Source organism: Duganella alba (genome assembly GCF_009674495.1).
GTDB classification, from domain to species: domain Bacteria; phylum Pseudomonadota; class Gammaproteobacteria; order Burkholderiales; family Burkholderiaceae_D; genus Rugamonas; species Rugamonas alba.
In genome coordinates this window covers 61,555-74,298 of record NZ_WKJN01000012.1, presented here as the reverse complement: position 1 = coordinate 74,298, position 12,744 = coordinate 61,555, and the positions used below count along the sequence as shown (strand labels likewise).

Annotated in this window: 15 protein-coding genes; 3 read left to right on the top strand and 12 right to left on the bottom strand. The window is 62.4% G+C overall.

All coding sequences use genetic code 11. The features are described 5' to 3' along the window. Window positions 1-9: 9 nt before the first annotated feature. From GJ695_RS30115 to tyrS, 11 genes are all read right to left on the bottom strand, one after another. Window positions 10-312 (bottom strand): hypothetical protein, encoded by a 303-nt coding sequence (locus GJ695_RS30115; RefSeq protein ID WP_229260527.1) that lies wholly within the window; start codon window positions 310-312, stop codon window positions 10-12. A gap of 283 nt (window positions 313-595) precedes the next feature. Then, window positions 596-883: a hypothetical protein gene (locus GJ695_RS30110; RefSeq protein WP_229260526.1), complete on the bottom strand. Its 288-nt coding sequence runs from the start codon at window positions 881-883 to the stop codon at window positions 596-598. 67 nt (window positions 884-950) lie between these two features. Further along, complete coding sequence (ruvA, locus tag GJ695_RS14145; protein WP_154356668.1) at window positions 951-1,529, bottom strand: Holliday junction branch migration protein RuvA; 579 nt, start codon at window positions 1,527-1,529, stop codon at window positions 951-953. A gap of 27 nt (window positions 1,530-1,556) precedes the next feature. Continuing rightward, window positions 1,557-2,114, bottom strand: a complete 558-nt coding sequence (ruvC, locus tag GJ695_RS14140; protein ID WP_154365740.1) for a crossover junction endodeoxyribonuclease RuvC — start codon at window positions 2,112-2,114, stop codon at window positions 1,557-1,559. A gap of 108 nt (window positions 2,115-2,222) precedes the next feature. Then, a complete protein-coding gene (purH, locus tag GJ695_RS14135) occupies window positions 2,223-3,809 on the bottom strand; it encodes a bifunctional phosphoribosylaminoimidazolecarboxamide formyltransferase/IMP cyclohydrolase (RefSeq protein WP_154365739.1) in 1,587 nt (528 codons plus the stop codon). Between the two features lie 84 nt (window positions 3,810-3,893). Then, window positions 3,894-4,127, bottom strand: a complete 234-nt coding sequence (locus GJ695_RS14130) for a helix-turn-helix domain-containing protein (protein ID WP_072788986.1) — start codon at window positions 4,125-4,127, stop codon at window positions 3,894-3,896. Window positions 4,128-4,237: 110 nt separating this feature from the next. Continuing rightward, entirely contained in the window at window positions 4,238-5,254 is a 1,017-nt protein-coding gene (gene dusB, locus GJ695_RS14125; RefSeq protein WP_166455219.1) for a tRNA dihydrouridine synthase DusB, read from the bottom strand. A gap of 119 nt (window positions 5,255-5,373) precedes the next feature. Further along, entirely contained in the window at window positions 5,374-6,024 is a 651-nt protein-coding gene (locus tag GJ695_RS14120) for a histidine phosphatase family protein (protein ID WP_154365738.1), read from the bottom strand. Further along, complete coding sequence (locus GJ695_RS14115; protein WP_154365736.1) at window positions 6,021-6,467, bottom strand: YbhB/YbcL family Raf kinase inhibitor-like protein; 447 nt, start codon at window positions 6,465-6,467, stop codon at window positions 6,021-6,023. The genes GJ695_RS14120 and GJ695_RS14115 overlap by 4 nt, the downstream gene beginning before the upstream one ends. After that, on the bottom strand, window positions 6,468-6,914 hold the full coding sequence (dtd, locus tag GJ695_RS14110; RefSeq protein ID WP_154365734.1) for a D-aminoacyl-tRNA deacylase: 447 nt from the start codon (window positions 6,912-6,914) through the stop codon (window positions 6,468-6,470). It abuts the gene before it with no gap. Further along, the gene (tyrS, locus tag GJ695_RS14105; RefSeq protein WP_154365732.1) at window positions 6,911-8,164 is read right to left on the bottom strand and encodes a tyrosine--tRNA ligase; all 1,254 of its coding nucleotides are present in this window, start codon (window positions 8,162-8,164) and stop codon (window positions 6,911-6,913) included. The genes dtd and tyrS overlap by 4 nt, the downstream gene beginning before the upstream one ends. Window positions 8,165-8,323: 159 nt before the next feature. Between tyrS and GJ695_RS14100 the strand changes: the two genes are divergently transcribed. After that, entirely contained in the window at window positions 8,324-9,718 is a 1,395-nt protein-coding gene (locus GJ695_RS14100) for a M23 family metallopeptidase (RefSeq protein ID WP_154365730.1), read from the top strand. Window positions 9,719-9,820: 102 nt separating this feature from the next. Further along, window positions 9,821-10,918, top strand: coding sequence for an anhydro-N-acetylmuramic acid kinase (locus GJ695_RS14095; RefSeq protein ID WP_154365728.1), 1,098 nt, complete (start codon window positions 9,821-9,823; stop codon window positions 10,916-10,918). Here the strand turns inward: GJ695_RS14095 and GJ695_RS14090 are convergent. Further along, window positions 10,906-11,568 carry a TetR/AcrR family transcriptional regulator gene (locus tag GJ695_RS14090; protein WP_154365726.1) on the bottom strand — a complete coding sequence of 221 codons (663 nt, stop codon included), beginning with the start codon at window positions 11,566-11,568 and terminating at the stop codon, window positions 10,906-10,908. The two genes, GJ695_RS14095 and GJ695_RS14090, sit on opposite strands and share 13 nt — an antisense overlap. A gap of 84 nt (window positions 11,569-11,652) precedes the next feature. Here GJ695_RS14090 and GJ695_RS14085 point away from each other — a divergent pair, with 84 nt between their 5' ends. Next, on the top strand, window positions 11,653-12,735 hold the full coding sequence (locus tag GJ695_RS14085) for an FAD-dependent oxidoreductase (protein ID WP_154365724.1): 1,083 nt from the start codon (window positions 11,653-11,655) through the stop codon (window positions 12,733-12,735). The last annotated feature ends 9 nt before the right edge of the window (window positions 12,736-12,744 follow it).

Sequence of the window (12,744 nt, the reverse complement as noted above, 5' to 3'; positions counted from 1 at the left end):
GCGAATGGCCTAGTCGAGTTTGGGCGGGGTTTGCAGGATGCGCGTGTAATATCTATCCAGCCGCCAGTTGTTAATCCTGAGTTGCCGCAAGGCTCGCTCCGAGTACATCCGATCCGGATTGCCCTCGGGATCAGGCGCAGGAACTGATGTCAAGACCAGCGGCTGAACTTTGCCTTCAGCGAGCAACTGTTCCCAAGCTCTCACAGATCCCCTCAGCCGTTCGAGCGCGGCTGAGAAATCGGGCTTCTGACGCGGTGAGGGATTCGAATCCGAAGCCGAACCGCTGCCGCCACCAATATTCGATGTGTCCATGCTGCCTCCGTAATTCCGCCAGTTTTGCATCGGAAAGCGCCAACTCTGCCGAGTAATCCTGTCCTGCTAAAACCGTAGCGCCACTCACGTAGCCGTTCTGTGCAAGGATATGACCACGTAAATTAGCAAGAGTTCCGCCGTGGCTAACGAAATCATCTACCAAAAGATAATTCAGGCCGAGCGCAACGCGCCCAGAGAATACCACCTGACGCCGCAGTCTTTCATAACCGGTCGCGCCGCTGTGACTCACATTGTTTGATTTGATGACTCGACGTTCGTTGGGTCATCCGAGCGAGGCCGACAGCGCACGCGCCAATGCGCTAGGTATCGCGTTCGCGCCTGCCACAGGCTTTACATGAACGTTGATTAACACGGGCGATTGGCCATCAAAACGCCTCCACAGTCGCTCCACGATTTGCGGTGACATCGCATCGGCGACGAGTTTCATGGCGGCCAGGCTCTCCCCGGCTTTCGCTGCGGCGTAGGCATGATGCGTCTGCACTGCGCTTTCGGAAGCGTGAATGTAGACCGGCGGGAAGTGGTCCCAGGGATAGCGTGTTGCTTGCGGCATGGTGGCGGCTCCGCTTGGCTCGTTGATCGAGCTTAGGCGGAGGCGCAGGGGATGCGTTTGAGGCGGATCAGCCTTTGGACAGCGCTTTGAGGGCTTGCTTGATGCCGTCGGAGACGCCGCTGCCGGCGGGGACGGTTTTGAGCGCCAGCAGGGCCTCCTTGTCGGAGTAGCCCAGCGCCAGCAGCGCGTTGAGGATGTCGGATTGCGAATCCGGCACGGCGTGCGCGCCGCCGGCGCCGATGTCCGCGCCCAGCTTGCCTTTCAACTCCAGCAGCAGGCGCTCGGCGGTCTTCTTGCCGATGCCCGGCACTTTGACCAGGCGGCCCGACTCCTGCAGCGTCACCGCCTGCGCCAGGTCAGCGATCGACATGCCGGACAGGATGGACAGCGCGGTGCGCGCGCCAACGCCGGTGATCTTGATCAGCTGGCGAAACACCGCGCGCTCTTCAGCATTGCCGAAACCAAACAGCAGATGCGCATCCTCGCGGATCGCCTGATGCGTGAACAGCACCACCTTCTCGCCCACGCCGGGCAGGTTGTAGAAGGTGCTCATCGGCACATCGACTTCGTAGCCGACGCCGCCCACGTCCACCAGCAATTGCGGCGGATTTTTTTCAAGCAAAATACCGGAGAGACGACCGATCATCGTGTTTAACCTTAAATTGGGGAAAAGTTAGCCGACCAGGCGGCCGCGACGCATGCGCAAGCCCGCCAGCGGGCCGCTGGCGGCGCCGGAACCGGCGCCGGCGCCAGCGATCAAGGTCAGCGTTTCGCGGCTGTGGGCGTGGCAGATGGCGACGCCCAGCGCATCGGCGGCATCGGTGCCCGGCAGGCCCGGCAGCGACAGCAGGCGCGCCACCATGTCCTGCACCTGCGCTTTCACGGCGCGTCCGGTGCCGACCACGGCCTGCTTGACCTGCGTCGGCGAATACTCGGCCACGCTCAGTTCGGCCGACACCAGCGCGCAGATCGCCGCACCGCGCGCCTGGCCCAGCAGCAAAGTCGATTGCGGATTGACGTTGACGAACACCTGTTCGATGGCCGCGCACTCCGGCTGGTAGACGCGCGCCACTTCGGCCACGCCGTCCAGGATCACCTTGAGCCGCGTCGGCAGGTCGCCCTCGCCGCTCTTGATGGTGCCGGAGGCGATGTAGCGCAACTTGGCGCCCTGCTTGTGGATGACGCCAAAGCCGGTAGTCCGCAAGCCTGGGTCGATGCCGAGAATTATCATTTACGGATTGTATGCACTAAAGCAAGTGCAAGCAAGCAGCCGTCATTCCCGCGCACGCGGGAATCCATGCTGAGTATGGGCTCCCGCCTGCGCGGGAGCGACGAGAGATTAGTGGCGGAAATGACGGGTGCCGGTATAGACCATGACCACGCCGCGCTCATCGGCTGCGTCGATCACTTCCTGGTCGCGCATCGAGCCGCCCGGATGGATCACGCAGGTCGCGCCCGCATCGACCACCACGTCCAGACCATCGCGGAACGGGAAGAAGGCATCCGACGCCACGACCGAACCCGCCAGCGACAGGCCGGCGTTCTGCGCCTTGATCGAAGCGATGCGTGCCGAGTCGATACGGCTCATCTGGCCGGCACCAACGCCCAGCGTCATGTTATTGCCGCAGAAGACGATCGCGTTCGATTTCACGTACTTCGCCACGCGCCATGCAAACATCATGTCCTGCAGTTCCTGCTGCGTAGGCTGCTTCTTGCTGACCACTTTGACATCGGCCAGCATCACGTTTTTCGAATCGGCCGACTGCACCAGCAGGCCGCCGCCGACGCGCTTGAAGTCCATCGCGTTGACGCCATTGCCCAGCGGGATTTCCAGCAGGCGCACGTTCTGCTTGGCCGACAGGATCTGCTTGGCTTCAGCGGTGAACGACGGCGCGATCAGCACCTCGACAAACAGCTTGGCCAGCTCGGTCGCCGCCACGCCATCGACTTCCACGTTGAAGGCGATGATGCCGCCGAACGCCGAAGTCGGATCGGTTTGCAGCGCGCGCTTGTACGCATCGGCCGCATTCGCGCCCAGCGCCACGCCGCACGGATTGGCATGCTTGACGATCACGCAGGCCGCCGACTGGTCGAAGCCGCCCATGCTCTTCACGCATTCCCACGCCGCATCGGCGTCAGCGATGTTGTTGAACGACAGTTCCTTGCCTTGCAGCTGCTTGTAGTTGGCCAGCGCGCCTTCGGTCTTGGTCACGTCGCGGTAGAACGCGGCGGACTGGTGCGGATTTTCGCCGTAGCGCATGTCCTGCACTTTTTCAAACGCCACGTTCAGCGTCTTCGGATAGGCGCTGCGGCTGCCGTGGGCGCGCGTCGCGTCCAGGCTGGTCAGGTAGTTGGCGATGGCGCCGTCGTACTGCGCGGTGTGCGCGTAGACCTTGGTGGCCAGGGTGAAACGGGTGTCGTAGCTGACATAGCCAGGCGCATTGTCGGTGGTCTTCATTTCCGCCAGCACCACGCCGTAGTCGGATGGATCGCAGATCACCACCACGTCCTTGTGGTTCTTGGCAGCCGAACGCAGCATGGCCGGACCGCCGATGTCGATGTTCTCGATGGCGTCGTCCAGCGTGCAGGTGTCCTTGGCCACAGTGGCCTGGAACGGGTACAGGTTGACCACCACCATGTCGATGGTTGGAATATTGTGCTCTTCCAGCTTGGCCACGTGCTCCGGGAAATCGCGGCGGGCCAGGATGCCGCCGTGGACTTTCGGATGCAGCGTTTTCACGCGGCCATCGAGCATCTCCGGGAAACCGGTGTAGTCGGCAACTTCGGTCACGGCGACGCCGTTATCGGCCAGCAGTTTGGCGGTGCCGCCGGTCGACAGGATGTTGACGCCCATGGCGGACAGCGCGCGGGCGAAGTCCAGCACACCGGTTTTGTCGGAGACGGAGATGAGAGCTTGTTTAATCATGGCGATGAAAGGCGAGGTGGTTAAATATTCGGTCAGCAACAGCGGCTGTCCCCAGCCACTTCATGCCGGATAGAACGGGCGCTTTTACAGCAGGCCGTGTTCCTGTAATTTCTTGCGCAAGGTATTGCGGTTGATGCCCAGCATCTGCGCGGCGTGCGACTGATTGCCGTCGGCACGGGTCATGACCACTTCCAGTATCGGTTTTTCAACGGTCAGCACAACCATGTCGTAGATGTTCGATGCCTGTTGCTCGCCCAGGTCGGCGAAGTATTCTTCGAGACTTTTCTGGACTACTTCCTGGATACTTTCTTTGCTCATTTTCTTGTCGTTCGGCTAATTAATCTGTTGACGCTGGTAAATCGATCCGGCTTGTGACTGGAAACGTTTACCCTTCTGATGATGTGACTTTTTTATACTCTCGGAGCCGTTCAGGCTGCCTGCAAATCTTCAGCGAGGCGGTATTGTAACCGTTCGCCGTAGGTCCACTGGGATTCAAAGAATTGGTCTACGGCAAGCAACTGTTCTTCGACGGATTCCAGCAGGTTCATTTTCTGCCGGAACTCTTCGCCGCCCTGGAGGTCGCGCACATACCAGCCGATGTGCTTGCGCGCCGTGCGCACACCGAGATAATCGCCGTAGAAGGCGTAGTGGCCGCGCAGGTGCTCATCCATCAGCGCGCGCACTTCGTCGACATACGGCGCCGGCAGATGCTTGCCGGTGCGCAGGTAATGGTCGATCTCGCGGAAAATCCACGGACGGCCCTGCGCGGCGCGGCCCACCATGACGGCGTCGGCGCCGGTGTAGTCCAGCACGAATCTGGCTTTTTCCGGCGACGTGATGTCGCCGTTGGCCACGACTGGAATTGAAACCGATTTCTTGACGGCGGCAATGGTGTCGTACTCGGCGTCACCCTTGTAGCCGTCGGCGCGGGTGCGGCCATGCAGGGTCAGCATGGCGATACCGGCGTCCTCGGCGATGCGCGCGATGTTCAGCGCGTTCTTGTTCTCGCGGTCCCAGCCGGTGCGGAATTTCAGCGTGACCGGCACGTCGACCGCGCCCACCACCGCATCGACGATGCGCTTGACCAGCTCTTCGTCCTGCAACAGGGCCGAGCCGCACCAGGCGTTGCACACCTTCTTGACCGGGCAGCCCATGTTGATATCGATGATCTGCGCGCCGCGCTCGACGTTGAAGCGGGCGCAATCGGCCAGATCCTGCGGGTCGGCGCCGGCGATCTGCACCGCCTTCGGCTCCATCTCGCCGGTGTGGTCGGTGCGGCGCGAACTCTTTTCCGTGGCCCACAGGCGCGGATTGGAGGCCGCCATTTCAGACACCGCATAACCCGCGCCCAGCTCCTTGCACAGCTGGCGGAAAGGACGATCCGTCACCCCCGCCATGGGAGCGACAAAAACGTTGTTGCGCAGTAAATGAGGGCCGATTTGCACTGACGATACCTGAATGTCGGGAGAAGGAACCTTCTATTTTAACCGAAGCCCTGCTCAAATAATAAGCACTATTTTTTATGAATTCGGCAAATGTGCAGTCTTGACTTTATAAACGCCGCTTAGATGACGTCGTCCATGGCAGCCGGTGCAAGGTGGTCCACCTCGCCCCAGCTAGTGAGCACCAACTTGCCGCCCTCGACAGTGAAGCGGTTGACGCTGGCGTTCTTGACCTGGAAGTCGCGCGGACTGTCGAGCTGGATGCCGCGCGCCTCGCGGTAGGCGCATTCCAGCACGCCGCCATGGGCGACCACGGCCACCGTCTGGCCCGGATGCTGCGCCGCCACCTGGCGCAGCGCGCCGATGACGCGGTCGAAAAACTGGCGGAAGCTTTCCGCCATGCGCTCGCCGTGCGGCATCACGGCGTCGATATCGCGCGCCTGCCACAGCGTGAAGTCGGCCGGGTATTCGTCCTGGATGTCCTGGTACAACATGCCTTCGAACACGCCGTAGGCACGCTCGCGCAGCTGGGCGTCGGTTTGCAGCATGATGCCGGCATGCTGCGCGGCCACCGCCTGCGCGGTCTGCATGGCGCGTTGCAGGTCGCTGGAGACCACGGCGTCGATCTTTTCGGCGGACAGCGCGCGCGCCAGCGCGGCAGCCTGGCGTTCGCCCTCTTCGTTGAGCGGGATATCGATGTGGCCTTGCAGGCGGCGCACGGCGTTCCAGGCCGTCTCGCCATGGCGGATCAGCAGAATGGTGGTGTCAGTCATATGTGTGTATAAGTGCCGATCAGCTGTGCTTCGTCGACGATATGGCCATACATGGCGTTCAATACATCGGCACAGCTGAAGCGCGCCGGCAGTTCCAGCCGCGCCACGTCGAGCGCGTAGATGCGAAAAATATAATGGTGCGTTTCATTCCGCACCGGCAAGGGGCCATGATACCCGACCTCGCCGAAGTCGTTCAGGCCCTGCCTCAGCACACCGCTGCCGCCTTCGGCAATTGCCGTCTGCGACGGCGGAATATCCACCGCGCTCCAGTGGAATACATCGCCGTCCGGCGCATCGCCCAGCATGCACAGCACCACCAGCGACGCCACGCCGGCAGGCACCTCGCTCCAGCGCAACTGCGGATTGCGGTTGCCGCCGGCCACAAAGGCACACGCCGCCGGAATGGCGGCGCGGTTGCGAAAGGTGTCGCTGGTCAGCTTCATTTACTTGGCGTTGGTTTGCAGCCAGAAGGTGACCGGGCCATCGTTGGTCAGCGACACTTTCATGTCGGCGCCAAACTGGCCCGTTTCCACTTTGACATGTTTCAAGCGCGCCTGTTCGACAAAATAGCTGAACAGACGCAGACCGTCGGCCGGCGCGGCCGCCGGCGTGAACGACGGCCGGGTGCCGGACTTGGTGTCCGCCGCCAGCGTGAACTGCGGCACCAGCAGCAGGCCGCCCTGGGTATCGGTGACACTGCGGTTCATCTTGCCGGCATCGTCGGCGAACACGCGGTAACCGAGCAGCTTCGCCAGCAGCGTGTCGGCATCCTTTTCCGTATCGTTGCGCTCGGCGCAGACCAGCACCATCAGGCCGGCGTCGATGGCGCCGATGGTGGCGCCCTCCACCACCACGCTGGCGCTGCTCACGCGTTGCAGCAGGGCGATCATGCGCTCAGCGTCACGCGGGCGAACTTGCGCTTGCCGACTTGCAGCACGAAAGTGCCGGCGTCAATCTTCAGCGCCTTGTCGCTCAGCACCGTGCCGTCCAGGCGCACGCCGCCCTGGTCGATCATGCGCATCGCTTCCGACGTCGATGGGCACAGGCCGGCCGCCTTCAGCAGTTGCGGGATGCCCAGCGGCGCGCCGCTCAGCGACACTTCCGGCACGTCGTCCGGGATGCCGCCTTTCGAGCGGTTGACGAAGTCGGCCAGCGCATCTTCCGCCGCCTGCTGCGAGTGGAAGCGCGCCACGATTTCCTGGGCGATCGCCACTTTGGCGTCGCGCGGGTTCTTGCCGCCTGCCACTTCCGCCTTCAAGGCCGCCACATCGGCGATCGAACGGAACGACAGCAGATTGAAGTACTTCCACATCATGTCGTCGGAAATGCTCATGATCTTGGCGAACATGGTATTGCCCGGCTCGGTGATGCCGATGTAGTTGTTCTTCGACTTGGACATTTTTTCAACGCCGTCCAAACCTTCCAGCAGCGGCATGGTCAAAATACACTGAGGTTCCTGGCCGTAGTCCTTTTGCAGTTCGCGGCCAACCAGCAGATTGAATTTCTGGTCGGTGCCGCCCAGTTCCAGGTCGGACTTCAGCGCCACCGAGTCGTAACCCTGCATCAGCGGGTACAGGAATTCGTGCACGGCGATCGGCGTGCCATTTTTAAAGCGTTTGGTGAAATCGTCGCGCTCCATCATGCGCGCCACGGTGTAGCGGGAGGCCAGCTGGATCATGCCGCGCGCGCCCAGCGGGTCGCACCATTCGGAGTTGTAGCGGATTTCGGTCTTGGCCGGATCCAGCACCAGCGAGGCTTGCTTGAAGTAAGTCATCGCGTTCTGCTCGACCTGTTCCTTGGTCAGCGGCGGACGGGTGGCGTTGCGGCCGGACGGGTCGCCGATCATCGACGTGAAGTCGCCGATCAGGAAGATCACCTGGTGGCCGAGGTCTTGCAGCTGGCGCATCTTGTTCAGCACCACGGTGTGGCCCAGGTGCAGGTCCGGCGCGGTGGGGTCCAGGCCCAACTTGATGCGCAGCGGAACGCCGCTTTGTTCGGAGCGCGCCAGCTTTTGGGCGAACTCGCTTTCAATCAGCAACTCGTCGACACCGCGTTTGGTGATGGCGAGGGCCTCTTGTACGTTGTCGGACAATGGCAACGCTTTAGAGGGAGCCGGCGGTATCGAAGAAGGAGTAGTCATAATTTATTTAAGCGTATTTTTCAGAAAAAGGTAGTCAGCTTCAGGAGTTTGTTATAATCCTCGATCCATCAATCTTGCCGCATGAAAACTAACAAAACACATAATTAGAAGAAATAAAACGTTCCTGAATAGTTCAAGCGGCAAATTTTAACTGATTGCATGAACCAAATACATAAATTCACAAGCTCACGCTTGTTCAGTCTGCTAGGTTCTACGCGCAAGGCGCGCATCATCAGCGCGTCTGCATTGTCACTTGCAGTTGTTGCTTTTGGCGCCGCCGGCGTGGCTCCGCTCGCGCCTGACGCGTCCGATCTGCCGGTGAAAACTGTACAGGAAGCCGTGGTTGCACCGGACCTGAGCACGCAGATCAACACTCTGGAACAACAATCTTCTAACGCCCACTTCGTCCACGAGGAAAAAATCCGCGCTGGCGATACCCTGGCAACGTTGCTGACACGTCTGGGTGTGGACGACGACAAGGCCGAGAACTTTATCAAAAAAGATAAAGTCGCGAAAGGCGTCATGCAGCTGAAGACCGGCAAGCGCGTGCAAGCGCAGACCGACGACGAAGGCAACCTGCAGTGGCTGCGCGCCACCGTGGTCGACGGCAAGGACGATCCGGTCACCAACATCAAGATTACCCGCCAGGGCGAAGGCTTTGTCGCCATCGCCGAACCAGCCAAGCTGGAACGCCGCGTGGAAATGCATGCCCGTAACATCACCTCGACCTTGTACGCTGCAACCGACTCCAGCGAAGACGGCGCCAAGCTGCCGGACAACATCGTCAAGCAGATCATCGAGATGTTCTCGACCAACGTCGACTTCCGCGGCGACCTGAAACGCGGCGACAGCTTCAACGTGGTCTACGAAACGTTCTGGCAGGATGGAGAGTTTGTACGTGCGGGCCGTGTGCTGGCAGGCGAACTGACCAACAAGGGCACGACTTATCAATCGGTATGGTTTGAAGATCCGCAGAGCAAGCAAGGCGGCGGCTACTACAGCTTCGACGGCAAATCGCTGAAAAAAGCCTTCCTGAAATCGCCGGTGGAATTCTCGCGTATTTCGTCCGGTTTCTCGATGCGCGTGCATCCGATTTCCGGCCAGTGGAAACAGCACAAAGGTATCGACTTCCCGGCGCCGACCGGCACCCCGATTCGCGCGGCGGGCGACGGCACCATCGACTTCGCCGGCACCCAGAACGGCTACGGCAATTTCGTCGTCATCAAGCACTGGAACAACTACACCACCGCCTACGCCCACATGAGCCGCTTCGGCACGGGCATCAAAAAAGGCGCCAAGGTCAGCCAGGGCGATGTGATAGGCTACGTCGGCACCACCGGCTGGTCGACCGGCGCGCACTTGCACTACGAGTTCCGCGTGGCTGGCGAAGCCAAGGACCCAAGCAAGATGAACGTGCAAGCACAAGCGCCGCTGACCGCCGCCGAAATGGGCCGCTTCAAGGTCTACGCCAACGATATGACCCACCGCTTCGCTTTGCTGCGGCCAGCAGGAGCCGGCGGGAATACCCGTATGGCGTCAGTCGCGTCGAAATAAACTCTCTACAAAACAGGCCGCTTAGTCGGCCTGTTTTTTTATTATGATGCGCTCTTGAGGTCGCTTTCTCTGTGCGACACCCCACACATCACGAGGGCACGTATGACTTTGTATATCGGCTTAATGTCCGGCACCAGCCTGGACGGCGTAGACGGCGCATTGGCGCAGTTTGACGGCGACGCCACCACCACCCTCGGCGCGGCCTACATCAGCTTCCCGCCTTCGCTGCGCGCCGACCTGATGGCCTTGCAGGCCGCCGGCCACAACGAGATCGAGCGCGAGGCGCTGGCCGCCAACCAGCTGGCGCAGCACTATGCGCAATGCGTGGCCGAGCTGCTGCGCACCACAGGCCGCACGCCGCAGGAGATCCGCGCTGTGGCCGTGCATGGCCAGACCATCCGCCACCGCCCCGAACTGGGCTTCACGCGCCAGACCAACAACCCCGCCCTGCTGGCAGAACTATGCGGCATCGACGTGATCGCGGATTTCCGCAGCCGCGATGTGGCCGCCGGCGGCCAGGGTGCGCCGCTGGTGCCGGCCTTCCACCAGGCTTTGTTCAATCAGGAAGGACAGACGCGCGTGGTGGCGAATATCGGCGGCATCGCCAACATCAGCGTGTTGAGCGGCGATGGCCGCGTGGTCGGCTTCGACACCGGCCCAGGCAACGTGCTGATGGACGGCTGGATCCACCGCCACCGCCAGCAGGAATACGACGCCGACGGCGCCTGGGCCGCGACCGGCCAGATCATTCCCGAGCTGCTGGCGGAACTGCTGAAGGAGCCGTATCTGGCGCAGCCTGCGCCGAAAAGCACCGGCCGCGACCTGTTCCACCTGGAATGGCTGGACGCGCGCCTGGCCGCGCACGCGGTAGCCGCGCCGGAAGACGTGCAGCGCACGCTGACGCAATACACCGCCGTCACGCTGGCGGACGCCATCAAGGCCTACGGCAGCGCTGCGGACGCGGTCTACATCTGCGGCGGCGGCGCCTACAACAGCGTGCTGATGGAAGCCCTGGGCAAGGAACTGGGCAATCAGGTGATGGTGGCGTCCACGCAGGCGCTGGGCGTTGCGCCCAACTGCGTGGAGCCGCTGGCGTTCGCCTGGCTCGGTTACCGCTTCACCGAACGCCTGGCGGGCAACCTGCCGGCCGTGACCGGCGCACAGGGCGAGCGCGTGCTGGGTGCGCTCTACCCGCGCTGAAGGCCGCGCAGGATCAGGTCGACGCCGGCCAGGAAATCCACGCGGTCATCATGCTCGCGTAACTGCGTGGCGATGCTGCGGGTGAACGGATAGGCGTCCGCATCGAGCTGTGACCAGGCGCCGGCCACCTGCCCCAGAATGGCGTCGCGGTCACCACCCAGCTGCTTGCCGGTCTGCGCATTGGCTGCGTTCTGCACGCTGACGCCGAGGATGTAGCCCAGCAGCGCGGAAACGGCGGCGAATTGTTCGGCCTGCGGAATGCCGAGGGCGCGGATCTGCTGGCCTAGCCGCTCAAGTATCCTCACCAACGGCGTCTGCCACGGCGCGCGCGTCAGCGCCGGACCTACCCATGGATGCGCGTCGATCGCATCAAACAATTCCAGCGCCACGACGCGGATGATGTCCTGCGGCGACGCGTCCGCCTGCTGCACGCCCAGGCTGCGGGCCACGATGGCGTCGCAAGCAGCTGTCACCAGATCGTTCTTGTTGGCGATGTGCCAGTAAAGCGCACCGGCGCCGGTGGCGAGCCGCTCGGCCAGTGCGCGAAATGTCAGGCCAGTCTCTCCGCTGCTGTCCAGCAGCGCAATCGCTTCTTCAATAATGCGCTCACGCGTCAGCGCATCCTCGCGGCGCGGTGTGTTTTTTACCATGGGCGCTATCTTGACATAACTGACCGGCTGCCGCAAAATTCTTATGGAACATTGTTCCATTATTGTTTTAACCACAGGAATCACATGAATATTGCGATCATCGGCGCAGGACTTGGCGGGCTGACGCTGGCGCGCGTGCTGCACGTGCATGGCATTGCGGCCACCGTCTACGAGGCGGAGACCTCTCCCAACGCCCGCGCGCAGGGCGGCATGCTCGATATTCACGACCACAACGGGCAACTGGCGCTGAAAGCGGCCAATCTGTACGAGGAATTCGTGGCGCTGATCCATCCCGGCGGCCAGGCCACGCGCGTACTCGACCAGGACGGCAAGGTGTTGTTCGAAGATCCGGACTACGGCAGCGGCGGCCGGCCCGAGGTGCAGCGCGGCGAGTTGCGGCGCATCCTGCTGGAATCGCTGCTGGCGGACGCGGTGCAATGGAACCGCAAACTGGCGCAAGCCGTCCCGCTCGGCGATGGCCGCCACGAACTGACCTTCACCGACGGCGCGACGGTCACCTGCGGCCTGCTGGTGGGTGCGGACGGCGCCTGGTCCAAGGTGCGCCCTCTCCTGTCCAATGCCAAGCCTGCGTATGCGGGCATTTCCCTGGTCGAGACCTGGCTGCACGACAGCGACCGGCGTCATCCGGCCAGCGCGACAGCGGTGGGCGGCGGCGCGCTGTTTGCTGTGGCGCCCGGCAAAGGCATCCTGGCGCACCGCGAGCCAGCTGGCGTGCTGCACGCCTATGTGGCGCTGACCAAGCCGCAGGAGTGGTTTGCCGAAGGCGACGTCGTCGGGGAATTCGAAGGCTGGGCGCCGGCGCTGACCGCCCTCATCACCGCCAGCGACACGGCGCCGGTGGTGCGCATGATCCACGCGCTGCCTTCGAACCATCGCTGGCAGCGCGTGCCGGGCGTCACGCTGGTGGGCGACGCCGCGCATCTGATGGCGCCATCTGGCGAAGGCGCCAACCTGGCCATGTTCGACGGCGCCGAGCTGGCCAAGGCCATCGTCGCCCACCCTGGCGACATCGAGGCGGCGCTCACAACGTATGAAGGGGAATTATTCCCACGCAGCGCGCAGGCGGCCGCCGAGGCCGAGGAACTGCACGGCATCCTCTACGGCGAGCAGTCGCCGCACAGTCTGGTCGAGATGTTCACCAAATAAAAACGGCGG

Excerpts from the sequence above, each read along its gene's own strand:
- GJ695_RS14115 (WP_154365736.1), bottom strand. The coding sequence starts at position 6,467 with ATGAAGCTGACCAGCGACACCTTTCGCAACCGCGCCGCCATTCCGGCG.
- tyrS (WP_154365732.1), bottom strand. The coding sequence starts at position 8,164 with ATGACTACTCCTTCTTCGATACCGCCGGCTCCCTCTAAAGCGTTGCCA.
- purH (WP_154365739.1), bottom strand. The coding sequence starts at position 3,809 with ATGATTAAACAAGCTCTCATCTCCGTCTCCGACAAAACCGGTGTGCTG.
- GJ695_RS14095 (WP_154365728.1), top strand. The coding sequence starts at position 9,821 with ATGACTTTGTATATCGGCTTAATGTCCGGCACCAGCCTGGACGGCGTA.
- GJ695_RS30115 (WP_229260527.1), bottom strand. The coding sequence starts at position 312 with ATGGACACATCGAATATTGGTGGCGGCAGCGGTTCGGCTTCGGATTCG.
- GJ695_RS30110 (WP_229260526.1), bottom strand. The coding sequence starts at position 883 with ATGCCGCAAGCAACACGCTATCCCTGGGACCACTTCCCGCCGGTCTAC.
- GJ695_RS14085 (WP_154365724.1), top strand. The coding sequence starts at position 11,653 with ATGAATATTGCGATCATCGGCGCAGGACTTGGCGGGCTGACGCTGGCG.
- GJ695_RS14090 (WP_154365726.1), bottom strand. The coding sequence starts at position 11,568 with ATGGTAAAAAACACACCGCGCCGCGAGGATGCGCTGACGCGTGAGCGC.
- GJ695_RS14120 (WP_154365738.1), bottom strand. The coding sequence starts at position 6,024 with ATGACTGACACCACCATTCTGCTGATCCGCCATGGCGAGACGGCCTGG.
- GJ695_RS14100 (WP_154365730.1), top strand. The coding sequence starts at position 8,324 with ATGAACCAAATACATAAATTCACAAGCTCACGCTTGTTCAGTCTGCTA.
- dtd (WP_154365734.1), bottom strand. The coding sequence starts at position 6,914 with ATGATCGCCCTGCTGCAACGCGTGAGCAGCGCCAGCGTGGTGGTGGAG.
- ruvA (WP_154356668.1), bottom strand. The coding sequence starts at position 1,529 with ATGATCGGTCGTCTCTCCGGTATTTTGCTTGAAAAAAATCCGCCGCAA.
- ruvC (WP_154365740.1), bottom strand. The coding sequence starts at position 2,114 with ATGATAATTCTCGGCATCGACCCAGGCTTGCGGACTACCGGCTTTGGC.
- GJ695_RS14130 (WP_072788986.1), bottom strand. The coding sequence starts at position 4,127 with ATGAGCAAAGAAAGTATCCAGGAAGTAGTCCAGAAAAGTCTCGAAGAA.